Consider the following 24854-nt stretch of genomic DNA (forward strand, 5'->3'; position numbering starts at 1 on the left):
GGAAGGCGGAGAAATGGAAGCAGCAATCCTTGTAGTAATTTTGATTGCAGGATTTACTTATTCAGCAATTAAGACAAAAGAAAGTTGGAAGAACCGCTGCAAACGGACACTGAAAGAAAAATATGGAAAAGAACCTGAAAAAAAGGAATTCAAAAGAGAACTGATAAGAAATTATCTGGATACTGTGGGTGGAACACAGCAGGTGGATGAGGTCACATGGAATGACCTTAATATGGATGATGTGTACCAGAGAATCAACAACTGTGATTCCACTATGGGAGAAGAAATTTTATATGCAAAGCTTCATTATGCGAAGCAGACGAAGGAAGAAGAGGAGCTTTTAGAAAAAAGAATAGCTTTTTGTGAAGCAGATGATGAAAAACGCTATCATCTGGAAGAAACTTTGTCAAAGCTTGGAAAGAGAGACGAGGCTTACTATATTCCATCCTTTATCCAGACAGTAGAGGATTTTGCAATTTCAAATCTCTGGGTTTATCAGATGCTCCGGATATTGCTGATGGTAGTTGTTGTGGCGGCAGTCGTATTTCATAATATATATGCTCTGTCAGCTTTGGTGGTAGTATTTCTTGTGAATTTGTCGGTGTATATCTTTACGGTCCGGCTGAAGTTTGATCAGGAGATTCATATGATGGGAACGGCGGCATACCTGATTACGGTAGCACGAGAACTGGAGCAGGAATACCGGAAAGACAAAATATGTGAGGAACTGGCACCGCTGCTTCCGGTATTTGCCAAAATGGATAAGAAGGCATTTCTGCTAAATATCCAGAGCAGAAATGCCATGGGAGATGTGTTTGAAATGCTGCAGGATTTCCTGCTGGGAGTAACCCAGTGGCATATCCTTACTTATATGAAAGTATTGAATCAGTTTATGGATAACCAGGATGCTTATCTTAAGATTTACTGGGTGGTAGGAGAACTGGATGCAGCGGTTAGCACAGGCTCTTTCCGAAAGAGTCTGCCTCTTGTGACAGTACCGGAATATGAGGAAACAAAGCAGCTTGAGATGGAAGAAATTTATCATCCGCTGCTTCATGGAGCAGTGACCAATTCTATGGAACTTCAGCATAACTGCATTATCACAGGCTCCAATGCTTCCGGTAAGTCAACCTTTATCAAGACCATAGCTGTTAATGTGATACTGGCACAGAGCATTCATACCTGCACCGCAAAAAGAATGCATCTGCCTCATGCAAAAATGATTACTTCCATGGCGGTAAGAGACGATATTTTATCCGGTGACAGTTATTTTATTAAAGAGATTAAATATTTAAAACGTATCCTGGATGCTTTGTCGGAGGATGAACTGGTTATCTGTGTTATTGATGAAATCTTAAGAGGAACCAATACCCAGGAGCGTATTGCAGCTTCAAAAGCAATCATGGAATATCTGGCACATCATAACTGCATTGCAATTGTGGCATCCCATGATAAGGAATTGACGGAGCTTGAAAAAATTGGTTATGACAATTATCATTTTTCCGAAGAGTTTGGAGAAGCGGATATTGTATTTGATTATAAATTGCAGAAGGGACCGGCAAATTCCCAGAATGCAATCCGCCTGCTTTCCTTTACCGGGTTCCCGGAAACGATTATTGAGAGGGCGGAAAATATCAGAAGCGAATATCGGTAAAAATAATGCTTGACGAACGAAATGACATATGGTACTATAAGCAAGTTGAAGAAAGTAGAGTATCCACTCTCACCTTAGCACAATCAAGTGACTAAGTGTTTATAATGAGTATGCAATGAGCGAATCATTTTGAAGTGGATAGTCTGTCTATCCACTTTTTTTGCGGAAATAAACGGAAAGTTGTCTGGCAAAGCTGTGGTGAATTTAATTTTGGAGGTGTACGACCATTAGCGAGTTAATGATCAATGAACAAATCAGAGATAAGGAAGTCCGCCTGATTGGCGCGGATGGTGAACAGTTAGGTATCATGTCAGCAAGAGAAGCATATAAGCTGGCACAGGAAGCAGAACTTGATTTAGTAAAGATTGCTCCTGGAGCAAAGCCACCTGTATGTAAGATTATCGATTACGGTAAATACAGATATGAGCTTGCAAGAAAAGAGAAGGAAGCACGTAAGAAACAGAAAACGGTTGAATTAAAAGAAGTTCGTCTTTCTCCAAATATCGATACCAATGATTTGAATACCAAAATGAATGCCGCAAGAAAGTTCATTTCCAAAGGAAATAAAGTAAAAGTTACACTTCGTTTCCGTGGCAGAGAAATGGCACATGTACAGGCAAGCAAACATATTCTGGATGATTTTGCAGAAGCACTTGCAGATATTGCAGTAGTGGAGAAAGCACCAAAGCTGGAAGGCAGAAGCATGGGTATGGTGCTGGCAGAGAAAAGATAATGATTTTAAGGAGGAATAAATTATGCCAAAACAGAAAACAAGCAGAGCAGCAGCAAAACGTTTCAAATTAACAGGAACAGGAAAATTAAAGAGAAACAAGGCTTATAAGAGACATATCTTAACAAAGAAAACAACTAAGACTAAGAGAAATCTTAGAAAACCTGCAATGACAGATGCAACAAATGTTAAGAATATGAAGAAGATTTTACCATATTTATAAGAATTGGTTAAGGAGGAATAGAACATGGCAAGAATTAAAGGCGGCTTAAACGCTAAAAAGAAACATAATAGAACATTAAAATTAGCTAAAGGTTACAGAGGAGCACGCTCCAAACAGTATAGAGTAGCAAAACAGTCTGTCATGAGAGCCTTAACAAGTTCTTATGCAGGAAGAAAACAGAGAAAGAGACAGTTCAGACAGTTATGGATTGCCCGTATTAACGCAGCAGCAAGAATGAATGGATTATCTTACAGCAAATTTATGTATGGTTTAAAATTAGCTGGTGTTGATATGAACCGTAAAATGTTAGCTGAGATGGCTGTAAATGATGCAGAAGGATTTGCAACATTGGCAGAGCTTGCAAAAACAAAACTTGCTTAATTTTAAGAAGCGGACAAGTTATAAAAGAGGATTGTGGTTATTCACGATCCTCTTTTTTTACGTTTGATTCATTTGAAGTTTTTGCGGAAGCATCCTGCCCGGAAGCTTCTTTTTTGATGGAATCCAAATCTTCTCTTAAAGAGTAATGATTCTTAAGTAAGCGGTATACCATGGTATAAGCCCAGATGAGAACCGGGACAACCACAGTGGCATAGATGGAAGCCTTAAGACAGTTTGTGGCAAAATCGCTTCCAATCAATGCAAAAACAAGAGTGGAAACATAGAGGGCAACTAAGAGTACAACACCGATAATTGCAAGAATCTGTTTTGTCTTTTTCATATATGACCTCAACTTTCTTTGATGACCTGTTTTTAGAAAAAAGCAATATACATTATTTTAACATTTGACAGCGGATAGTCAATCAGAAAATGTAAAGTTGCAGAGGATAAATACTTGAAAAAAGCACAAAATATGCTATACTGAAACAAGCGTTATACGACTAAATATGGATTAAAGGATGGATATGAACAATGGCATTATTAGAAGAATGGCAGAAGATTGCTTATGATCAGCAGGCAGATAGAGGAAAATTACAGAAGTTCTGGCAGAGATATTTTATGTTAGAGAAGGGCGTATATGAGAAGCTTTTAACAAACCCGGATGAGAAGGTAGAAGGAACTGTAAAAGAGCTGGCAGAGAAATACGACCTCAGCATTATGGATATGACTGGATTCTTAGATGGAATCAATGACAGCCTGGTAACACCAAACCCAATTGATACTATGGAAGAGGATACCAAGGTAAGCCTTGCATTCGATAAAGAAAAATTATACAAGAACATGGTAGATGCCAAAGCTGACTGGCTCTATGAATTACCACAGTGGGATGAAATTTTTGATGCAGATACCAAGAGAAAGCTTTATTTAGAACAGAAGAAATCCGGCACTGTTGTAGTTGGAAAGAAAGTTGGAAGAAATGATCCGTGTCCTTGTGGAAGTGGAAAGAAATATAAATTCTGCTGCGGAAGATAAGAATAAAATATTTTGGAAAACATTTGGAAAATATTTCGCAGAAAAACTCTTTACATAGCAGAAAAAAGAGTATACAATAGCTTTTGTCAAAAGGACAAAACAAAGAAGAGACGAGTAGCATGACAGGAAGTCAAAGAGAGGAATACATCTGGTGAGAGTATTCTGATGGAGTGTAATGTGAAGACCAGCTCTGAGTGACCCCAATCCGGTCCGGTGATTCCGTTATCATCAGAATGAGCGGTTGTACGATAAGTACAGCAAGCAGGGTGGAACCACGATAGAGTATCGTCCCTGATGCATAAATTTTATGCATCAGGGATTTTTTACTTTGCAGTTATTAATACCAATATAATAAGAAAAGGAGACTTGAACATGAAAATCACATTAAAAGATGGCTCAGTAAAAGAGTACAGTGAAGCAAAATCAGTCTATGATATTGCAGCAGATATCAGCGAAGGCCTTGCAAGAGTTGCATGCGCCGGTGAAGTAGACGGAGAAGTGGTGGATTTACGAACCGTTCTTGACAAGGACTGCAATTTAAATATTATAACAGCAAGTGATGAAGAAGGATTAAAGGTAATCCGCCATACTGCATCCCATGTACTGGCTCAGGCGGTAAAGAAATTATTTCCGGATGCCAAGATTACGATCGGACCGGCAATTGAAGATGGATTCTATTATGATTTTGATCATGCCCCATTTTCAAGAGAAGACCTCGATAATCTGGAAGCAGAGATGAAGAAGATTATCAAGGAAGGTCATGAATTAAAACGATTCACACTTCCAAGAGAGGAAGCAATCAAATTCATGCAGGAACGTAATGAGCCATACAAAGTAGAACTGATTGAAGAATTACCAGAGGGAGAAGAAATTTCTTTCTATGACCAGGGCGGCTTCGTAGATTTATGTGCTGGCCCACATCTGATGACAACCAAGGGCGTAAAGGCATTTAAGCTGACATCATCTTCCATGGCATATTGGAGAGGTAATTCTGACAAAGCAAGATTACAGAGAATTTATGGTACTGCTTTTAATAAGAAGGAAGAGTTAAAAGAATACTTAGAGAAATTAGAAGATGCCAAACGCCGTGACCATAACAAACTTGGCCGTGAAATGGGATTATTTACCACTGTTGACGTTATCGGACAGGGACTTCCTTTATTTACACCGAAGGGAACCAAGATGATTATGAAACTGCAGCGTTGGATAGAAGACTTAGAGGATAAAGAGTGGGGTTATGTACGTACCAGAACTCCGCTGATGGCAAAGAGCGACCTCTATAAGATTTCCGGACACTGGGATCACTACATGGATGGAATGTTCATTTTAAATAAGGACAGCGACGACAAAGAGACAATGGCACTGCGTCCGATGACCTGTCCATTCCAGTATTATGTATACATGAATGAACAGCACTCTTACAGAGATCTGCCATATCGGATGTCAGAGACTTCTACATTGTTCCGGAATGAGGACTCCGGAGAGATGCATGGACTTACCCGTGTCAGACAGTTTACTATTACAGAGGCACATATTATTCTTTGCCCGGAACAGGCGGAAGAAGAACTTACCAGATGTACTGAACTTTGCCATTATGTAATGACTACACTTGGTATCGATGGAGATGTTACTTACCGTCTGTCCAAATGGGATCCGAACAACAAAGAAAAATATCTGGGCGACGAAGCATATTGGAACAGTACCCAGCAGTATCTGCGTGATGTTATGGATAAGAATGGCATCAAGTATACAGAAGCAGATGGGGAAGCTGCATTCTACGGACCAAAGATTGATATTCAGGCAAAGAATGTATATGGAAAAGAAGATACCATGGTTACCATCCAGCTTGACTGTGCAAGTGCAGAGAAGTTTGGCATGTACTATATCGATGAGAAGGGTGAGAAAGTACTTCCTTGGATTATCCATCGTACATCCATGGGATGTTATGAGCGTACCCTTGCATGGCTGATTGAACATTATGCAGGAAAATTCCCAACCTGGCTTTGCCCGGAACAGGTAAGAGTATTGCCGATTTCTGAAAAATATGCAGACTATGCAGAGCAGGTAAGAAAAGAATTAGCAGCTCATGATGTAGATGTAACGGTTGATAACCGTTCTGAGAAAATCGGATTCAAGATTCGTGAAGCAAGACTGGATAAGCTGCCGTACATGCTGGTAGTTGGTCAGCAGGAGGCAGAGGACGGAACCGTATCCGTAAGAAGCCGTTTTGCAGGAGATGAAGGTGTAAAACCTTTAGGAGAATTCATTGATGCAATCTGCGAAGAGATTCGTACAAAGGAAATCCGTAAGGAAGAAGTTGCAGAAGAAAAATAAAAATGCAATAAAATCTAATTTTTAATTTTATAATTTATATGGATTCAAAAAGACTGTTGCTGGCAATTTGCACCGGACAACAGTCTTTTTTGCTTTACAGGAAAGCAGCCGCCGCAGGCACGAGAATGTGTCAAGGTACATTCTTTTTTACATGAAGTTGGTAACATAAAAAGATTTCCTTTGGAGATACTAAACATGTAACGAAAGAAAGGAGATGATTTTTGTGACAGAATTAAAATGTTCTGTAAGAAGCTGCAGTTTCCAGAAAGATGATTGCTGTTGCCGTGGAAATATTACGGTAGAGGGTGCACATGCAAACCGCAATAGCGAGACAAGCTGTGGAAGTTTTGAAGAGAAGAAAAACTGTGGATGTGCCAATTCGACCGGTAAACCGCCTAAGATGAGCGATGTTACCTGTGAGGCAGTAAACTGTAAATTCAATGAAGGAAGAAAATGTCATGCAAAAGACATCCAGGTAGCCGGAACGAATGCCTGTACCTGTATGGAAACAGAGTGTGCCAGCTTCTGTTGTTCCTAAAAAGTGGAATATCAGTAAGTTTTAGCAAAATATTTCTGTGTCTACTCTTAACAGATTGGACACAGAAATTTAGAAGAATCTTAAGAAAAATACTATTGTAAATGAGATGAAAGAAAGTATAATGTGATTGAAGCATAAATAAAGCAGAAGTAATGTGTAAGGTGTAGATGGTAAACAGGAGGAAGCAAATGAGAAAAAAATCACATATTTTGCTGGCACGTTATATTGCAAAGAATACAGAGGATGAAGAACTTAAGAAACATAGACTGTCTTTTTATATTGGCAGCATCCTGCCGGATTGCAAACCATCTTTTGTATATAAGAAACATGAAATCAATGGGACGTTTCCGGATGTGAAAAAGATGGTGAATCAATTGATTTTCGGTAAACAGCAGGGGAAACTGACCCGTAAACGCCGGTATTATATGAATCTCGGGCAGGTAACGCATTATGTAGCTGATTATTTTACTTATCCGCATAACAAGATTTATCCGGGAAACTTAAAGGATCATTGTTCCTATGAAGAACAATTGAAGCGAAGCCTTAAAAATTATATTATGAGCCGGAATATGGAAGCAGGAGAAAAAGTGCAGGCTGATTTTTCTGATGCAGAGGCACTGTATGAATATATTTTAGAGAGGCATAAACAGTATCTTGGAAGAAAAATTAATATAGAAACAGATATTCGGAATATAGTAGCAACCAACCGGATGCTGGTGGAGGCCATTGCCGATTTGTTTTATAAAACACAGCATAAGGAAAAAATGCCGCTTGCTGTCGAATATTGACGAAAAAAGATGTTATATTTTGTTTGATTTTTGGTGATGAGCAGAGTAAAATGAATTTACAAAGAACAACACAGAGATGGGACACAGCATAGGAGAAATGCTTATGGATGAAAGGGAAGCACTTCGCATTGCGATTGAACGTGCAAGAATCCGACTGGATGAAGCACTGGAACGAGCGAAAAGTATGGATGAATGCTATGACCTGAGCCTGGAAGTGGACAGACTGATTGAGAACTATGTATCGCTATGTGAGCAAAAAGAACTTGTACCAATAAGATAAAAGTAAAGAGTAAGTGGAAAGAAGTACATTGAGAAATGTGCTTCTTTTTTTTGTGCATTTTTATGTGTAGTATATTGATTTTTTCCCAAAAGTGGGGTAATATGTATTCATAAGTGGAGGAAAGTGGTTGAAAATGGCACAAAGTGGTGGATAAGTTGATAACTTTGTGGATAAATAGCAACCGGACTGAGGTGTTTGACAATGTTCATGGGAGAGTACAGTCACAACATAGACGCCAAGGGCAGAATGATTGTTCCTTCCAAATTCAGAGAACAGCTCGGTGATGAGTTTGTAGTAACGAAGGGTTTGGATGGGTGTCTTTTTGTGTACCCAAATGAAGAATGGCAGAACATTGAAGAAAAATTCCGCAACGTACCACTTACCTCAAAAGATGCAAGAAAATTCTCACGTTTCTTCTTTGCAGGAGCAACAACCTGTGAAGTGGACAAGCAGGGAAGAATTCTTCTTCCGGCAGTGTTAAGAGAATTTGCCGGATTAGAGAAAGAAGTCGTATCAGTCGGAGTCTTAAAGCGAATTGAGATTTGGGACAAGAACAGATGGCAGGATACCAATACTTATGATGACATGGATGAAGTTGCAGAACACATGGCAGAACTTGGCTTGAGTATCTAAAGGAGTGAACATGGAATTTAAACACACATCGGTTCTCTTGCATGAGACCATAGACAATCTGAATATTCGCCCGGACGGAATTTATGTAGACGGAACGCTCGGTGGAGCGGGACATTCTTCCGAAATTGTAAAAAGGCTGAATGAGAACGGAAGGCTGATAGGAATTGACCAGGACGAAGATGCAATTGCAGCAGCCAGTGAGCGGTTAAAGGATTATTCTGATAAAGTAACCATAATCCGCAGCAATTACTGCAATATGAAAGAAGAATTGAACCGTATCGGAGTGACGAAGGTAAATGGAATTCTTCTTGATCTGGGAGTATCTTCCTTTCAGTTAGATACACCGGAGCGTGGATTTACCTACCGGGAAGAAGATGCACCACTGGACATGAGAATGGATCAGCGTCAGACATTAACGGCAAAAGATATTGTAAATGATTACAGTGAATCAGAGTTGTATCGTATCATAAGAGACTATGGGGAAGACCGGTTCGCAAAGAATATTGCAAAGCATATTGTCGCAGCCCGGGCAAAGAAACCAATTGAGACAACCGGAGAGCTGACCGCAATTATCCGGGCATCCATACCGATGAAAGTACAGAGTACTGGCGGACATCCGGCAAAGAGAACGTTTCAGGCAATTCGTATTGAACTGAATCGTGAGCTGGAAGTCTTATCGGATACCCTGGATGAGATGATAGACCTTTTAGAAGAAGATGGAAGAATCTGTATCATTACCTTCCATTCCCTGGAAGACAGAATTGTAAAGAACATCTTTCGCAAAAATGAAAATCCATGTACCTGTCCGAAAGAATTTCCGGTGTGTGTATGTGGCAAGAAACCAAAAGGAAAAGTAATCACTAGAAAACCGATTCTTCCAACGAAATCTGAAATGGAAGAGAATCCGAGAGCAAAAAGCGCAAAATTAAGAGTATTTGAACGGCATATCAATGACTAGGGAGAGACGTGAAAATGGAGAAGACAAGAAGAAATTATCGAACACGGACTTACATAGATGGAAACACTGTCCGTAAATTAGAAGCTGCACCGGATTACCGCAGAGAACAGGAAGAAAAGCAGCGGGAGGAAATCAGACAGCGCAACAGACGTATGGCGCAGAAGAATCAGGAGAAGTCAGCACATATGGATTTGGGTTATGTGGCATTTTTATCTGTATCGCTGCTGGTTATGTGTGTGGCAGCAGTACTGTATATCCGTCTGCAGTCTGGAATTACAACGCATTTAAAGACAATTTCTGCATTAGAAAGCCAGGTAGCTGAATTAAAGGCAGATAATGATGCGGCAGAAAAAAGAATCGAGACAGCAGTAGATCTTTCAACCATCAAGGATATAGCAATGAACCAGCTTGGCATGAGCTATGCGGGACCGGACCAGATTATACATTATACGGTTGATAAAGAAGATTATATGAATCAGTTTGAGGATATTCCGAATAAGTAGGAAACAAACGTGGTGGTAAAATGGCAGGAAAGAGACGCGGCGGAAAGAAAATAGCAAAATTTAGTAAGAAAATGCAAAAGAAACTTGTAGTGCTGTTTGTAATAATAGCACTACTTTTGTTGGGATTAATTGTAAGATTGATGTATATTGAACACACCAGTGGAAAGAAATACGAAAAGAAAGTATTATCCCAGCAGAAATATGACAGTACGGTCATTCCTTATCAGCGTGGAAATATTACAGACTGCAAGGGAACGATACTTGCAACCAGCGTGGATGTATACAATGTGATATTAGACTGTAAGGTATTAAACAGTGATTCGGCAGATATTGACCCGACCATCGATGCACTGATAACCTGTTTCCCACAGCTGAATGAAACCGATTTACGTAATCTGATTACGGATAAGCCAAAGAGCCAGTACAATGTTCTGGCAAAGAAATTAAGCTATGAAGAGATTCGGGCGTTTGAAGATATGCAGGCGGCAGAAAAGGAAGCTTCCGATAAGAAGAGCGGCGATGCAGAGAAAAAAGGAAAAATTAATGGAGTCTGGTTTGAAAAAGAATACCAGAGAGAATATCCATATGGTTCTCTAGCCAGTGCGGTAGTAGGATTTACTACCAGCGGTAATCTGGGAATGAATGGAGTGGAAAATTCCTATAACAGTGTTTTGAATGGAACCAACGGAAGAGAATATGGTTATCTGAATTCCGACAGTAATTTTGAGAAGACAGTAATCGATGCCCAGAATGGTAATGATGTTACACTGACCATTGATGCAAATATCCAGAAAATCGTAGAAGATAAGATTGCTGCATTTGAAGAAGAATACAGGGATGCAGCAAGAGAAGGTGCTGGAAGTAAACATGTGGGAGTTATTGTAATGAACCCCCAGAATGCTGAAGTGCTTGCCATGGCAAATTATCCAAATTATGACAGTAGTAATCCAAGGGATTTGTCTGCCTATTATACCCAGGAAGAAATTGATGCTATGGATGACGATGCAGAACTGGATGCTTTAAACCAGTTATGGTCTAATTTCTGCATTACTTATACTTATGAACCGGGCTCTACCGTAAAACCTTTTACCGTAGCCTGTGGTCTGGATACCGGAACTTTAGACCCGAACCGTACTTTTATCTGTGATGGATACGAGACGATTTCCGGTCATGACATTCACTGTGTAAATACCAACGGACATGGACTTGAAACAGTAGAAGATGCCTTAAAGAATTCCTGTAATGATGCCCTGATGCAGATGTCTTATGATATCGGACCTGAGAATTTCTCCAAGTATCAGCAGATTTTCGGCTTTGGTACCAAGACAAACATTGATTTACCGGGAGAGGCCAGAACCGATTCCTTAATTTATACCGAAGACCAGCTAAGCACCATTAACCTGGCTACCAATTCCTTTGGACAGAACTTTAATGTTACCATGATACAGGTGGCAAGTGCTTTTTGTTCCATTATTAATGGTGGTAACTATTATCAGCCACATGTGGTAAAGAAAATAACAGATGAAAATGGGAATGTCATACAGGAAGACAATGGAACCTTGTTAAAGAAAACAGTGTCTTCATCTACCAGTGAATTATTAAAACAGTATCTTTATGCAACGGTTTCCGATGGTACCGGAAAATATGCAAAAGTGCCGGGATACTCTATGGGTGGAAAGACCGGAACAGCACAGAAGCTTCCTCGAGGACAGGGAAATTATCTGGTTTCCTTTATCGGTTTTGCACCAGTAGACAATCCGCAGCTTTTGGTATATGTAGTAGTAGACGAACCAAACGCAGAAGAAGAGTTTCACAGTACCTTTGCACAGGAAATCGCAAAGGGAATTTTCGAAGAGACACTGCCTTATCTTAATATTTATCCGGATGAGGACATTGTTGTAACAGAAGAGACAGACCCGGCAGAAGCACCGGCAGATGGAACAACAGATGTTCCGGATTCTGCACCGGAGGATTCTATGGTAGACCAGACACCGGATATTGCAGAGGAAACAGTACCACCGGAGGATGGTTTACAGCCACAGGATGTAGCACAATAGAGAAAACAACATAACCTTGTAAAAGTTGTAATAGATTATAATAACTGCTTTTATGAGGTTATGTTTTTATGTTTCAGCAAAAAATGCAGGAGGAAGAAGAAAACAGATTTTGCATCTATCGGAATAAAACCTTTAACCGACGAAAAATTATGATTATTTTTGTGGCAGTATTACTGCTGATGGTATTTCTGATGGGACGACTGGTGTATCTTATGATATTCTGTTCAGAATACTATGGGGTCCGGGCTGAGAACCTCCATGAAAGAGAAAGGGATATCAAGGCGGCAAGAGGGAATATTTATGACAGAAATGGTGTGGTTTTAGCAGAAAATAAGACGGTATGTACGATTTCTGTGATTCACAGCCAGATAGAAGACCCGGAAAAGGTAATTGCAGTTTTAACAAAAGAGCTTGGCATGTCAGAAGAGACAGTGCGGAAGCGGGTAGAGAAGGTTAGTTCCATTGAACGGATTAAGACGAATGTGGAGAAAGAAACCGGAGATGCGATTCGAGCCTATGAACTGGCGGGCGTGAAGATCGATGAAGATTATAAACGGTATTATCCTTATAATGAACTGGCTTCTAAAGTAATCGGATTTACTGGCGGAGACAATCAGGGAATTGTCGGAATAGAAGTAAAATATGATGAATATCTGGAGGGCATCAATGGAAAGATACTTACATTGACAGATGCCAGAGGCGTAGAGATCAAAAATGCCGGAGAGAGGCGGAGTGAGCCGGTAGAAGGAGATGACCTTTATTTAAGTCTTGATTATAATATCCAGATGTATGCAGCGCAGGCAGCAGTAAAGGTACGGGAGGAAAAACAGGCAGACAGTGTCAGCATCCTTGTGATGAATCCGCAGAATGGCGAAATCCTTGCCATGGTAAATGAACCGGAGTTTAATCTCAATGAACCTTTTACCTTAAATACGGAGATTGACACGGAATTGAGTGAAGAGGAGAAGCAGGATGCTTTAAATAAAATGTGGAGAAACCAGTGCATCAATGACACTTATGAACCGGGATCCACTTTTAAGATAATAACAGCATCCGCAGCCTTGGAGGAGGGAAAAGTAAGTCTTTCTGACCAGTTTAACTGTCCGGGATATAAGATTGTGGAGGACAGGAGAATCCGCTGCCATAAAGTGGGAGGGCATGGGGCAGAGGATTTTACCCATGGCATTATGAATTCCTGCAACCCGGTATTCATAGAAATCGGACTTCGTATCGGTTCCGACCGCTTCTGCGATTATTTTGAACAGTTTGGTTTATTATCCAGGACAAATATAGATTTACCGGGGGAAGCATCCACCATTATGCATAAAAGAGAAAATATCGGTCAGGTGGAGCTTGCAACCATGTCCTTTGGGCAGTCCTTCCAGATTACACCGATTCAGCTTGCAACTACGGTTTCCTCTATTATAAATGGAGGAAACCGTGTGACGCCGCATTTTGGCGTGGAGACGAAAAATGCAGAAGGAGAAGTGACACATACTTTTGTCTATGGACAAAAGGAACATATTGTAAGCGAAGAAACTTCCACCACCATGCGCTATTTGCTGGAAAAAGTAGTATCTGAGGGCAGTGGAAAGAATGCGGCTCTTGAAGGCTTTTCTATTGGCGGCAAAACCGCAACGTCCCAGACGCTTCCACGTAGTGAAAAAAGGTATATTTCTTCTTTTTTAGGTTTTGCTCCGGCTGACGATCCGCAGGTACTTGCCTTAATTATTATCAATAATCCACAAGGCGTTTATTATGGTGGAACCATAGCAGCACCGGTCTGCCGGGATTTGTTTTCCAATATTCTGCCATATCTTGGCATTGAGCAGGCACTGGTTACAGAAGATGCGGAAATTCAGGAAAATCCGTGAAACTTTGGGAAGATATCTTGCAGGAAATCTCTAAATAACGTATACTAGATAAGTTGAAATGATATACAAAAAGAAAATAAAAAGAGGTGCAGTTATGACGTATCATGTTATTCTTCCGGTTATTATCGCTTTTGCAGTGAGTGCATTGTTAGGACCGGTCGTAATTCCTTTTTTAAGAAGATTGAAAGTTGGTCAGACGGAGCGGAAAGAGCTTGAATCCCATCAGAAGAAAATGGGAACCCCTACCATGGGTGGATTGATGATTATCGCAAGTATTATTGTAACCAGTCTGATTTATGTAAAAGATTATCCGAAGATTATTCCGATTCTCTTTATGGTAGTAGGATTTGGCGTAATTGGATTTTTAGATGATTATTTGAAGGTTGTACTGAGACGGTCGGATGGACTGCTTGCATGGCAGAAAATGTTATGCCAGCTTGTAGTGACCACTGTTTTTGTGGTATACATGGTGAAGTTTTCAGATGTTTCCCTTACAATGCTGCTTCCATTTTCCGGTGGAAAATACTGGAATATTGGCTGGCTTGCAATTCCGGTCATGTATTTTGCAGTAATCGGAACTGTAAACGGAGTCAACTTTACCGATGGCTTAGATGGTCTTGCTACCAGCGTAACCATTATCGTAGCAACCTTCTTTACTGTAGTTGCAGTGGGAACCAACAGCGGAATCGAACCGATTACCTGTGCTGTAGTAGGTGCATTGATGGGCTTCCTTCTGTTTAATGTATATCCGGCAAGTGTATTTATGGGAGATACCGGTTCTCTTGCACTGGGTGGATTTGTGGCAGCTACCGCATATATGCTTCAGATGCCAATTTTCCTTCTGATTGTGGGACTGATTTATCTGGTAGAAGTATTATCTGTTATCATTCAGGTAACCTATTTTAAAAAAACAGGTGGAAAGAGAATTTTCCGTATGGCTCCGATTCATCACCACTTTGAATTAGGTGGCTGGTCAGAGACCAGGGTAGTGGCAGTATTTTCAATTGTAACAGCAATCTTATGTCTGGTTGCATTGATTGGATTATAAAGAGACAGGAGTGAATAAAATGGAATTTCAGGAGAAAAATGTACTGGTATTTGGCTCTGGGAAAAGTGGAATTGCTGCAGCAGAGCTGTTAGAAAAACAGAATGCGAATATTTTCGTTTTTGAAGGAAATGAAAAGCAGAGTGTAGCAGAAATCAAAGAAAAATCGGAGAGCTTTGCCAAGGCAGAAATCTATGTGGGCACCCTTCCGGAAGAAGTGATGGATAAACTGGATTTTGTTGTGTTAAGTCCGGGTGTTCCAACCGATTTACCATTGGTAAATGCCATGCGTGATAAGAAAATTACCATTATTGGTGAGATTGAGCTTGCTTATCAGGTGGCAAAAGGAAAAATCCTTGCAATTACAGGAACGAATGGCAAGACGACAACCACTACACTGGTGGGAGAAATTTTATCCAATTACTTTAAGGATGTAAAAGTCGTAGGAAATATTGGAATTCCATATACATCGGTAGCGGCAGATACCACAGAAGAAACGGTAACAGCAGCAGAAATCAGCAGTTTCCAGTTAGAGACAATTGTAGATTTTGCTCCGGATGTATCTGCTATTTTAAATATTACACCGGATCATCTGAACCGTCATCATACCATGGAAAATTATATTAAGGCAAAAGAGGACATTACAAAGAATCAGAAAGCAAACGATGTCTGCGTCTTAAATTATGAGGATGAAGTACTTCGCAAATTTGGGGAATCCTTATCCATGAAAGTGCTCTGGTTTGACAGTAAAAAGCCGGTACAGAATGGATGTTATTTAAATGGTGAGAAGATTATTTATGTCTCTGAGGGCAAAGAGGAAGAAGTCATTGATGTCAATGAGCTAAATATTCTTGGAACCCATAATTATGAAAATGTTATGGCGGCAGTTGCCATGACCATAAGTATCGGAGTACCGATGGATGTCATTGTAAAAACACTGCGTGAGTTCCAGGCAGTAGAGCATAGAATTGAATATGTTACGGAGAAACGTGGCGTAAAATTCTATAACGATTCCAAGGGAACAAACCCGGATGCAGCGATTAAGGGAATTCAGGCAATGAACCGTCCGACACTTCTCATTGGCGGTGGCTATGATAAGCAGTCTGAATATGATGAATGGATAGAAAGCTTCGATGGTAAAGTAAAGAAATTAGTATTAATCGGAGTAACAAAAGAGAAGATTGCAGACTGTGCAAAGAGACATGGATTTACAGAGTATGTATTCGCAGACAGTCTCGAAGAGGCAGTAAATATCTGCTATGACAATGCAGTTTCCGGTGATGCCGTATTATTATCACCGGCATGTGCAAGCTGGGATATGTTTAAAAGCTACGAAGAACGAGGAAGAATATTTAAGGATTTGGTGCGCAATTTAAAGGAGTAGTGATTTATGGGCCGCAGACCGGGAAGAAAATCAGGCACAAAAGAAAAGACAATTAAATATTTTGACTATACACTTTTGTTTGTTATTATTTTCTTAGTGTGTTTTGGTCTGGTTATGCTGTACAGCACCAGTTCTTATAATGCACAGATTGAGTATGGCGATGGAACTCATTATCTAAAGCGGCAGGCATTTGCATGCTGCCTTGGATTTGCTGCCATGTTTGTGATTTCCAAGATTGATTATCATGTGTGGAAGAAACTGTATGGTGTGGCATACATAGGCGCATTTTTACTGTGCGTTTCCGTTATCTTTTTAGGATCGAATGGAAATGGTTCTACCAGATGGTTCCGCCTTGGTCCGCTTTCTTTCCAGCCATCTGAGTTTGCAAAGCTTGCTGTCATTATTTTTCTTGCAACGGTAATCAGCCGCATGCAAAAGAAGATTGGCGATCTGAAGGAACTGATGAAGGTAATGGTTTTACTGCTTCCGCTGGTTGGACCGGTTGCTTATACGAACTTAAGTACCGCGATTATCATTGTGGGTATCGCAGTGGCAATGGCGTTCGTGGCAAGCCCGAAATATGCGCAGTTTGTGGGAATGGCAATCGCAGTATTCGCTTTCGGAGCAGTCTTTATTGTACTGGCAAGCTATCGTGCAGAACGTATCAAAATCTGGCTCCATCCGGAGAATTATGATAAAGGTTATCAGACCATGCAGGGCTTATATGCCATTGGTTCTGGAGGACTTTTTGGAAAAGGACTTGGTGCCAGTATGCAGAAGCTTGGGTTCGTACCGGAAGCGCAGAATGATATGGTATTTTCCATCATCTGTGAGGAGCTTGGATTATTCGGAGCAATCTGCCTGATTTTGCTGTTTATCTTAATGCTGTGGCGTTTTATGGTAATTGCCAATAATGCGAAAGATTTATATGGTGCATTGCTGGTGGTTGGTATTATGGCTCACATTGCCATTCAGGTAATCCTTAATATCGCCGTTGTAACCAACAGTATTCCAAATACCGGTATCACACTTCCTTTTATCAGTTATGGTGGTACTTCGGCATCATTCCTCTTAGCAGAAATGGGACTTGCGTTAAGTGTTTCCAGAGGAATTCAGTTGGAGGGATAGGATATGATACGAGAAGAACGCAGAAAGAAGAGAAGAAGAAAACATATCCTGATTGGATTTCTGACTACACTGTTGATTCTGGCACTGGCAGCACTCATTGTAATCAAGGTATTTACCGTAAAAAATGTCGAAGTAGAAGGCAATAAATTATACAGTGATGAGCAGATTAAGGAATGGGTCTTAAATGATGACTATTCCTGGAATACATTATATGTATATTTTAAATATCGTTTCTTTGATACACAGAAAGTTCCGTTTATTGATACGATGGAGGTGAGTGTCAAATCACCGCATACCCTTCATGTAGAAGTATATGAAAAAGGACTGCTGGGCTACTTATATATGGATTCCCTGGGACAGAATGTCTATTTTGACAAAGATGGCTTTGTAGTGGAAATGTCTACAGATGTCATCGAAGGAGTACCGCAGATTACCGGACTGGCTTGTGGGGATGCAGTGCTTTATGAAAAACTTGACGTAAGCGGAAAAGATACCCTAAAGGATTTGCTGGCAGTAACCCAGACCTTAAAGAAGTATAATCTGGTTCCGGATACCATCAATTATGATGACCAGGGAAACGTGACCCTGCAGTACGGAACGATTACGGTGAATCTTGGACAGGCAACCAGCCTTACGGAAAAAGTAGTTCGTATGGAGAAAATTATGCCAAATCTGGAAGGACTTACAGGCATTCTTCATCTGGAAGACTGGACAGAAGATACCACAGATATTACTTTTGAAAAGACGGCGTAATTTTTTCAAAAAAACAGAAAATATAGGTTGATTATTTTTACGAAAAATTATATGATAGAGTATATGAGTAAATAAAGGCATACTTTTTATGAGAAATCTGTAAAGCAGATTTCTCATAGATTACATATAGAATGAGGGAGAGAAGGAGGAACTACCTTGCTTGAAATTAAAACAACAGAAGCAGAATCCAGTGCTAAAATTATTGTAATTGGTGTTGGTGGTGCAGGTAATAATGCAGTAAATAGAATGATTGATGAAAATATTGGTGGTGTTGAGTTTGTTGGAGTAAATACCGATAAACAGGCATTACTTTTATGTAAAGCACCTACGTTGATTCAGATTGGTGAGAAGCTTACCAAAGGACTTGGAGCAGGAGCACAGCCGGAGGTTGGAGCCAAAGCTGCAGAAGAGAGTATGGAAGAGTTGTCAGCAGCTATTGAAGGTGCAGATATGGTATTCGTAACCTGTGGTATGGGTGGCGGAACCGGTACAGGAGCAGCTCCTGTTGTGGCAAAGATTGCAAAGGATCAGGGAATTCTTACCGTTGGTGTTGTAACTAAGCCGTTTAAATTTGAAGCAAAAGCAAGAATGGTAAATGCTTTAAGCGGTGTTGACAAGCTTCGTGAGAATGTAGATACCTTGATTGTAATTCCAAATGATAAATTATTAGAGATTGTAGACCGCAGAACAACCTTCCCGGATGCATTAAAGAAAGCAGATGAGGTGCTTCAGCAGGCGGTTCAGGGAATCACAGATCTGATTAATATGCCGGCATTGATTAACCTTGATTTCGCAGATGTTCAGACTGTTATGAAGGACAAGGGTCTTGCACATATCGGTATCGGTATGGCTAAGGGTGATGATAAGGCAATTGAGGCAGTCAAACTGGCTGTTACCAGTCCATTGCTTGAGACAACTATCAATGGAGCAAGCCATGTTATTATCAATATTTCCGGTGATATTTCTCTTATGGATGCCAATGATGCAGCAAGCTATGTAGAAGATCTTGCCGGCGATAATGCAAATATTATCTTTGGTGCAAAATATGATGAGACTATGACAGATGCTGCAACGATTACTGTAATTGCAACAGGACTGGAAGAGAATGCAGCAAAAACCACTGCATCTTCTAATCTTATGTCCGGATTGAAATATCCAAATACAGCAGCAACCACCAGACCGGTCATTAATTCCGGACTTGTAAACCGTACTGCTAATGTTACAACCAACAGCAGTTTCGGAGCAACATCTACTCTGGGACAGACTGCTGCACAGCAGCCAGCTCCGACAGCTTCTCCATTTATTGGAATTACCAAACCAAAGAGACCGGAAAGTACTGTTCATGAGAAGGATATTAAAATTCCGGAGTTCTTAAAGAGTACCAAAAAATAAGAACTATCATTTTGAAAAGGATAGCAATAAAATTATAGTGTAAGAGTAGAAAAGGAATTTGAAGTTCCTATATGATACGACGCTTAGAACATTTGAAATGTACCAGATACTGGTGACAGCCATTGTTCTAAGCGTTTTTTTCGTTGTCAGGCATCCGTAAGAAGCTGCCGGTGGCAGCTTCTTACGGTAAGATTTGCAGAGTGCATTACGTTTCTTTTGCAACTTCCCTGCCGGGCAGTCGGATTCTGTCAATGAAATGAAAGAATGGCTGCATCTGTTTTGACAAAATATGCAGAGGAAAGTTTGTATAATGCAGGAAAGGAAGGGAGGTGGCATGTATTTATGAGATATATTTAGATGTTCTTTTTGTCAATAGTTTCCTGATGGATGTGCTGAATCTGTTCCTGACAGGCATATTTTTGCGGAATCTCATACATAAGGGCAGGATACTGCTTGCTGCCTTATTTGGAAGTGGTATGGGAGTCATTTGTTTTCTGATGCTTTCATCCTATAGATTGTATCGGCTGATTATGTATGTACCGGTTCCGCTTGGCATGGTTATGATTGCATTTTTTACGAGGAAACATACGACACAAAGAGTCGCTTTTCTGATAAAAAACTGGCTTGGCTGTTTTTTGTTTTCGATTCTGACAGGAGGCTGCATGCAGTGGCTCAATAAGAGCCTTTTTTATGGGCAGCATTTTTATCTGGCAATGGTGCTGACGGCGGGAATTGCTGTGTCAGCATCCATAATATGGCGCAGCAGAAAGGAGAGAAGCCGGCATCTTTATCAGGTGCGTCTTTGCTATCATGAACATGAATTGCTGTTAGAAGCCTATTATGATACCGGAAATCTGCTGATCGACCCCTATGTGGGAAAACCGGTCAGTATCATAGATAAAGAGCTTCTGATGCCGATTTTCCGGGAAGATGAGCCGGTAGTACGACTGTTGCCATTTAGCAGTATGGGAGAGAAAAACGGCTTGGTAGAAGCACTTACCGTAGAAGAACTTTATATTAAAGAAGGAAAAAAAGAGCGGCAGATTTTACAGGCGGTGATTGCACTTGGAAGTCCATCGTTGTTTCAAAAGAAGGAATATCAGATGATTTTAAATTGCCATCTGCTATAGGATGGAATGTGAATAAGAGAGGAAAGAGGAGTTGTAATGTATTTAAAAGTAGATATACCGGAGCATTTTCAGTTTCGCATTGTGCGTAGTTTAAAAGATATGCTGCTTCGTAAGGAGACGGAGATTCACTATATCGGAGGGGCAGAGGTGCTGCCGCCACCGCTTCCGGCGAAAGAGGAAATGGAATGTATCGGACAATTGGTGAAAGAGCAGAGTGAGACTGCAAGAAAGAAATTAATCGAGCATAATCTGAGACTTGTAGTATACATAGCGAAGAAATTTGACAATACGGGAGTAGGAGTGGAGGATTTGATTTCTATTGGAACCATCGGATTAATCAAGGCAATTAATACTTTTAATCCGGAAAAAAATATCAAGCTTGCAACCTATGCCTCCCGATGTATTGAAAATGAAATTCTGATGTATCTGCGTAGAAATAATAAGACGAAATTAGAGGTATCCATTGATGAGCCGTTAAATGTGGACTGGGACGGAAATGAATTACTACTTTCGGATATTTTAGGAACAGATGAAGATGTCATTTACCGGGATATTGAGACTGAGGTTGAAAAGAAGCTTTTGAATAAAGCAATTGAGCATTTAAACGGCAGGGAGCGGACAATTATTGAACTGCGGTTTGGCATCAATTCGAAAAACGGTAATGAACTGACCCAGAAAGAGGTGGCAGATTTATTAGGAATTTCCCAGTCTTATATTTCCAGGCTGGAGAAAAAGATTATGAAACGATTGAAGAAAGAAATTGTGCGATTTGAATAAAAAAGAAAGAAAATGTATACATTTTTTGTCCAATATGATAAAATAATACTATCATAAGTTCGACAATAAAGAGATGGCGAGGAGATGGTATTATGTTATTGGAGTTTTTAGGGGCTGCACATGAAGTAACTGGAAGTTGTCATTTTCTGCAATGTCAGGATAAGCGGATACTGGTGGATTGTGGTATGGAGCAGGGACCGGATTTATATGTGAATCAGGAGATTCCGGTGAATGCATCTAATATTGATTATGTGTTTGTAACACATGCCCATATCGACCATTCAGGCTTACTTCCATTGCTGTATAGTCATGGATTCCGGGGACAGATATTTGCGACAACAGCAACCAGCGAACTTTGTAATATCATGTTAAAGGACAGTGCACACATCCAGATGTTTGAAGCAGAGTGGAGAAACCGTAAGGCTAGGAGAGCCGGATTACCGGAAGTAGTGCCTCTTTACGATATGGATGATGCACAGGGGGTTTTAGAGCATTTTGTATCATGTGATTACAATAAAATCATTGAAATCTGTAATGGAGTAAAAATCCGGTTTGTAGATGCCGGACATCTTCTTGGTTCATCCAGCATTGAGGTATGGCTGACGGAAGAAGATAAGACTGTGAAAATTGTATTTTCCGGAGATATCGGTCATGGCAATAAGCCATTGATTAAAAATCCGCAGTTTATCGATGAAGCAGATTATGTATTGATTGAATCCACTTATGGTGACCGGATACATGCAGATCCGCCGGATTATGCACCGGAACTTGCGGCAGTAATTAAGCGGACATTTGCAAGAGGTGGTAATCTTGTCATTCCGGCATTTTCTGTAGGTCGTACACAGGAAATGCTATATCATCTGCGACGGATTAAGACAGAACATCTGCTGCCGGAGTTTGAAGATTTTGAGGCCTATATCGACAGCCCGCTGGCTGTGGAAGCAACAAATATTTTCCATAAGAGTGTAGAAGACTGCTTCTCTGATGAGGCAAAGAAATTAGTGGAGCAGGGTATTAATCCGATTGGATTCCCGGGACTGAAAACGTCTGTTACCAGTGATGAATCCAAAATGATTAACTTCAGCAAGAAACCATTGGTTATCATTTCTGCTTCCGGTATGTGTGAGGCTGGCCGTATCCGCCATCATTTAAAACATAATTTGTGGAGACCGGAAAGCACGATTCTGTTTGTAGGATATCAGGTACCTGGAACCTTGGGTCATGCACTTTTGAATGGAGCCAAAGAAGTAAAACTTTTCGGTGAAAATATTCAGGTACATGCAGAAATTTTAAATCTTCCTGGTATCAGTGGCCATGCAGACCGTGATATGCTGACAAAATGGGCATCTGCATTTAAAAATCCACCAAAGCGTGTCTTTGTGGTACATGGTGAGGATAAGGTCTGTGATGAATTTGCAGAGCATCTGCATACGGAATTAGGCTATCAGGCGGTTGCACCATATAGTGGTGATACCTATGACTTATTAGAAAATGTCTGTGTTCATGAAGGAAGCCGTGAACTGGTTGAAAAGAAGAAAGACAAACCGGCAAAGGCATCCTCTAATGTGTTTGCAAGACTGCTGGCGGCGGGTCAGAGGCTGCTTAGTGTCATTCAGAAGAATGAAGGTATCCCAAATAAGGACCTTGCCAAATTTGCTGACCAGATTAATTCTCTGGCAGATAAGTGGGACAGATAGGAAGTTGAAAAGGAACTTGGAAATAAAGAAATAGAAAAGTATCATGAAAAGTAACCAGAAAAGACATTCGTATCCGGGAAAATGCCGGTGCGGATGTCTTTTTTTACTCGAGAAACTCGCAAAGCGTGTTTCTCGCTACTTGCTGTCAAGCATTTTCAAATGACTATGGAAAAAGAAGAAATATTCCGATATATAAGTGTAAGATAAAATGCAAGGAACAAATTACGAAATCAGGAGGAAATGCGATGGCAGTCAGACTGAATTTATTTTCCAATACGGAGCAGGATACAAAGAAGGTATCTACGGTGGAGGAATTGCCGCAGTATATGCTGAAATGCATTTATGATAATAATGTGGCAGAAGAAAGTGAAGAAGCAAAACAGGAAAAAATGGCGAAAATCAAACGGAAATTAGAGGCTGGAAAGAAGCTGACCAAAGAAGAACTTTCATGGCTTCAAAGAAATGACCCCATTGCATATGCCCATGCGATACGGATTCAGATGATTGCAGAGGAAGTGGAGAACGAGCTGAAAACTGCAAAGAGCAAAGAAGAAGCAAACCGTATTGTATCCACCGCTGTTTCCGGTATATCGGACAATGATCCGGATAAGGAATATATTGTAGCAGCAGTAAACAGGGTGTCAGATGAATTCCATAAATCCGGTGCCTATAGCAGACTGCCGGGAACTCAGGAAAGTGCAGAAAAGAGAAAGCAGAAAAAGGAAAATGGGATTTCTTTCAAGAGAGAGGATGAAAAGGAAGAACTGATGAACTGGAGTCCGTTGCAGGAAGTCATTGAGAAACTACCGACATTTACAGCCGGAGCATAGGATAAAATAAAAATCCGCATATCAGAGTATATCTGGTATGCGGATTTTTTTATGAAATCGTATTAATATCCTAATTCCTCTCCGATGAGAATTACTTTGATTCTTCCCGGAATACCACTTCTTCTGGTGATAACAACCTGATTACAGATACACTCCGGTGAGAGGCAGTCGGCACATGTTCCGGTGAGTGCACATGGCGTTTTCTTGCTAAGGCGGATGCAGTTGGCAGGAGTAGCAGTATTATGTACCCGGTCAAGAGCGTCGTCAACTGTTTTTACAACCTTATTCATACCGGCCATAACGATGACTTCCTTCGGGCCATAGATGAGTGCTGCAACCCGGTTGCCATTTCCGTCAATATTGACAAGCTGTCCGTCAGAAGTGATTGCATTGGAACTCATAAAATAATAATCTGCATTCAGACACTGATGATAAATTGCAGTTGTTTCTTCCGGTGTGGCAGCTTTGCTTCTGTCATAAAGAGTGATGTCAGTCTTATTTTGCAGAGCAGCCATCATACCACTTTCGGTTAAAGTCATGGAACCGCCAAAACCAACGGTTGCCTGTGTCGGCAGCATGGAAGTGGCAAGTGCAACGGCTTCTTCTTTGGTGGCACAGTAATATGCGTCAATCTGTCTTTTCTTGAATTTTTCAATCATGGACGTAGCGAGTGTTTCATAAAATTGTTTCTTTGGATCCATAAAGATACCTCCTTGATGCGTAAGTGTATGGT

25 protein-coding genes and 1 other annotated feature are annotated in these 24854 nt (G+C 40.5%); of the genes, 23 read left to right on the forward strand and 2 right to left on the reverse strand.

Translation table 11 applies throughout. The features are described 5' to 3' along the window. Nucleotides 1–13 precede the first annotated feature (13 nt). From DWV68_RS09160 to rplT, 4 genes are all read left to right on the forward strand, one after another. Entirely contained in the window at nt 14–1654 is a 1641-nt protein-coding gene (locus DWV68_RS09160; protein WP_118057806.1) for a MutS-related protein, read from the forward strand. A gap of 238 nt (nt 1655–1892) precedes the next feature. Continuing rightward, nucleotides 1893–2387, forward strand: a complete 495-nt coding sequence (gene infC, locus DWV68_RS09165) for a translation initiation factor IF-3 (RefSeq protein ID WP_022244104.1) — start codon at nt 1893–1895, stop codon at nt 2385–2387. Between the two features lie 22 nt (nt 2388–2409). Continuing rightward, the gene (rpmI, locus tag DWV68_RS09170) at nt 2410–2607 is read left to right on the forward strand and encodes a 50S ribosomal protein L35 (RefSeq protein ID WP_022244105.1); all 198 of its coding nucleotides are present in this window, start codon (nt 2410–2412) and stop codon (nt 2605–2607) included. Nucleotides 2608–2631: 24 nt separating this feature from the next. Then, the gene (rplT, locus tag DWV68_RS09175) at nt 2632–2988 is read left to right on the forward strand and encodes a 50S ribosomal protein L20 (protein WP_022244106.1); all 357 of its coding nucleotides are present in this window, start codon (nt 2632–2634) and stop codon (nt 2986–2988) included. Between the two features lie 37 nt (nt 2989–3025). On the opposite strand, the gene DWV68_RS14990 is transcribed toward rplT, so the two are convergent. Continuing rightward, the gene (locus DWV68_RS14990; protein WP_330415588.1) at nt 3026–3328 is read right to left on the reverse strand and encodes a hypothetical protein; all 303 of its coding nucleotides are present in this window, start codon (nt 3326–3328) and stop codon (nt 3026–3028) included. A 191-nt stretch (nt 3329–3519) separates the two neighbouring features. Between DWV68_RS14990 and DWV68_RS09185 the strand changes: the two genes are divergently transcribed. From DWV68_RS09185 to DWV68_RS09270, 19 genes are all read left to right on the forward strand, one after another. Then, nucleotides 3520–4020 carry an SEC-C metal-binding domain-containing protein gene (locus DWV68_RS09185; protein WP_022244108.1) on the forward strand — a complete coding sequence of 167 codons (501 nt, stop codon included), beginning with the start codon at nt 3520–3522 and terminating at the stop codon, nt 4018–4020. A 93-nt stretch (nt 4021–4113) separates the two neighbouring features. Next, nucleotides 4114–4316 (forward strand) — a binding site (T-box leader). Nucleotides 4317–4392: 76 nt separating this feature from the next. Further along, nucleotides 4393–6354 carry a threonine--tRNA ligase gene (thrS, locus tag DWV68_RS09190; RefSeq protein ID WP_117698317.1) on the forward strand — a complete coding sequence of 654 codons (1962 nt, stop codon included), beginning with the start codon at nt 4393–4395 and terminating at the stop codon, nt 6352–6354. Between the two features lie 223 nt (nt 6355–6577). Then, nucleotides 6578–6892 carry a DUF1540 domain-containing protein gene (locus DWV68_RS09195; RefSeq protein ID WP_022243376.1) on the forward strand — a complete coding sequence of 105 codons (315 nt, stop codon included), beginning with the start codon at nt 6578–6580 and terminating at the stop codon, nt 6890–6892. 188 nt (nt 6893–7080) lie between these two features. Continuing rightward, a complete protein-coding gene (locus DWV68_RS09200; protein ID WP_022243375.1) occupies nt 7081–7680 on the forward strand; it encodes a zinc dependent phospholipase C family protein in 600 nt (199 codons plus the stop codon). A 103-nt stretch (nt 7681–7783) separates the two neighbouring features. Next, nucleotides 7784–7960 carry a hypothetical protein gene (locus DWV68_RS14430; RefSeq protein WP_022243374.1) on the forward strand — a complete coding sequence of 59 codons (177 nt, stop codon included), beginning with the start codon at nt 7784–7786 and terminating at the stop codon, nt 7958–7960. A gap of 201 nt (nt 7961–8161) precedes the next feature. Continuing rightward, on the forward strand, nt 8162–8593 hold the full coding sequence (gene mraZ, locus DWV68_RS09205; RefSeq protein WP_022243373.1) for a division/cell wall cluster transcriptional repressor MraZ: 432 nt from the start codon (nt 8162–8164) through the stop codon (nt 8591–8593). Nucleotides 8594–8603: 10 nt separating this feature from the next. Beyond that, nucleotides 8604–9551 (forward strand): 16S rRNA (cytosine(1402)-N(4))-methyltransferase RsmH, encoded by a 948-nt coding sequence (rsmH, locus tag DWV68_RS09210; protein WP_022243372.1) that lies wholly within the window; start codon nt 8604–8606, stop codon nt 9549–9551. Between the two features lie 14 nt (nt 9552–9565). After that, a complete protein-coding gene (locus tag DWV68_RS09215; protein WP_117698315.1) occupies nt 9566–10054 on the forward strand; it encodes a hypothetical protein in 489 nt (162 codons plus the stop codon). Between the two features lie 20 nt (nt 10055–10074). Next, complete coding sequence (locus DWV68_RS09220; RefSeq protein WP_022243370.1) at nt 10075–12111, forward strand: peptidoglycan D,D-transpeptidase FtsI family protein; 2037 nt, start codon at nt 10075–10077, stop codon at nt 12109–12111. A gap of 68 nt (nt 12112–12179) precedes the next feature. Continuing rightward, nucleotides 12180–13985 carry a peptidoglycan D,D-transpeptidase FtsI family protein gene (locus DWV68_RS09225; RefSeq protein ID WP_242988810.1) on the forward strand — a complete coding sequence of 602 codons (1806 nt, stop codon included), beginning with the start codon at nt 12180–12182 and terminating at the stop codon, nt 13983–13985. Nucleotides 13986–14079: 94 nt separating this feature from the next. Next, a complete protein-coding gene (gene mraY, locus DWV68_RS09230) occupies nt 14080–15033 on the forward strand; it encodes a phospho-N-acetylmuramoyl-pentapeptide-transferase (RefSeq protein WP_117698314.1) in 954 nt (317 codons plus the stop codon). Between the two features lie 19 nt (nt 15034–15052). After that, the gene (murD, locus tag DWV68_RS09235) at nt 15053–16414 is read left to right on the forward strand and encodes a UDP-N-acetylmuramoyl-L-alanine--D-glutamate ligase (RefSeq protein WP_117698313.1); all 1362 of its coding nucleotides are present in this window, start codon (nt 15053–15055) and stop codon (nt 16412–16414) included. A 6-nt stretch (nt 16415–16420) separates the two neighbouring features. Next, nucleotides 16421–17542, forward strand: coding sequence for a putative lipid II flippase FtsW (gene ftsW / locus DWV68_RS09240; RefSeq protein ID WP_118057799.1), 1122 nt, complete (start codon nt 16421–16423; stop codon nt 17540–17542). A 3-nt stretch (nt 17543–17545) separates the two neighbouring features. After that, a complete protein-coding gene (locus DWV68_RS09245) occupies nt 17546–18295 on the forward strand; it encodes a cell division protein FtsQ/DivIB (RefSeq protein WP_118057798.1) in 750 nt (249 codons plus the stop codon). A gap of 156 nt (nt 18296–18451) precedes the next feature. After that, nucleotides 18452–19687, forward strand: coding sequence for a cell division protein FtsZ (gene ftsZ / locus DWV68_RS09250; protein WP_118057797.1), 1236 nt, complete (start codon nt 18452–18454; stop codon nt 19685–19687). A gap of 329 nt (nt 19688–20016) precedes the next feature. Beyond that, complete coding sequence (locus DWV68_RS09255; protein ID WP_118057796.1) at nt 20017–20817, forward strand: sigma-E processing peptidase SpoIIGA; 801 nt, start codon at nt 20017–20019, stop codon at nt 20815–20817. A gap of 36 nt (nt 20818–20853) precedes the next feature. Further along, nucleotides 20854–21594: an RNA polymerase sporulation sigma factor SigE gene (gene sigE, locus DWV68_RS09260; RefSeq protein WP_118057795.1), complete on the forward strand. Its 741-nt coding sequence runs from the start codon at nt 20854–20856 to the stop codon at nt 21592–21594. Nucleotides 21595–21686: 92 nt separating this feature from the next. Then, nucleotides 21687–23291, forward strand: a complete 1605-nt coding sequence (locus tag DWV68_RS09265; RefSeq protein WP_118057794.1) for an MBL fold metallo-hydrolase RNA specificity domain-containing protein — start codon at nt 21687–21689, stop codon at nt 23289–23291. Between the two features lie 245 nt (nt 23292–23536). Then, a complete protein-coding gene (locus DWV68_RS09270) occupies nt 23537–24121 on the forward strand; it encodes a hypothetical protein (protein ID WP_117698308.1) in 585 nt (194 codons plus the stop codon). Between the two features lie 62 nt (nt 24122–24183). On the opposite strand, the gene DWV68_RS09275 is transcribed toward DWV68_RS09270, so the two are convergent. Next, on the reverse strand, nt 24184–24822 hold the full coding sequence (locus tag DWV68_RS09275; RefSeq protein ID WP_117698307.1) for a lactate utilization protein: 639 nt from the start codon (nt 24820–24822) through the stop codon (nt 24184–24186). Nucleotides 24823–24854 lie beyond the last annotated feature (32 nt).

The sequence above is a fragment of the Roseburia sp. AF12-17LB genome (genome assembly GCF_003479605.1).
Classification (GTDB): Bacteria; Bacillota; Clostridia; order Lachnospirales; family Lachnospiraceae; genus Roseburia_C; species Roseburia_C amylophila.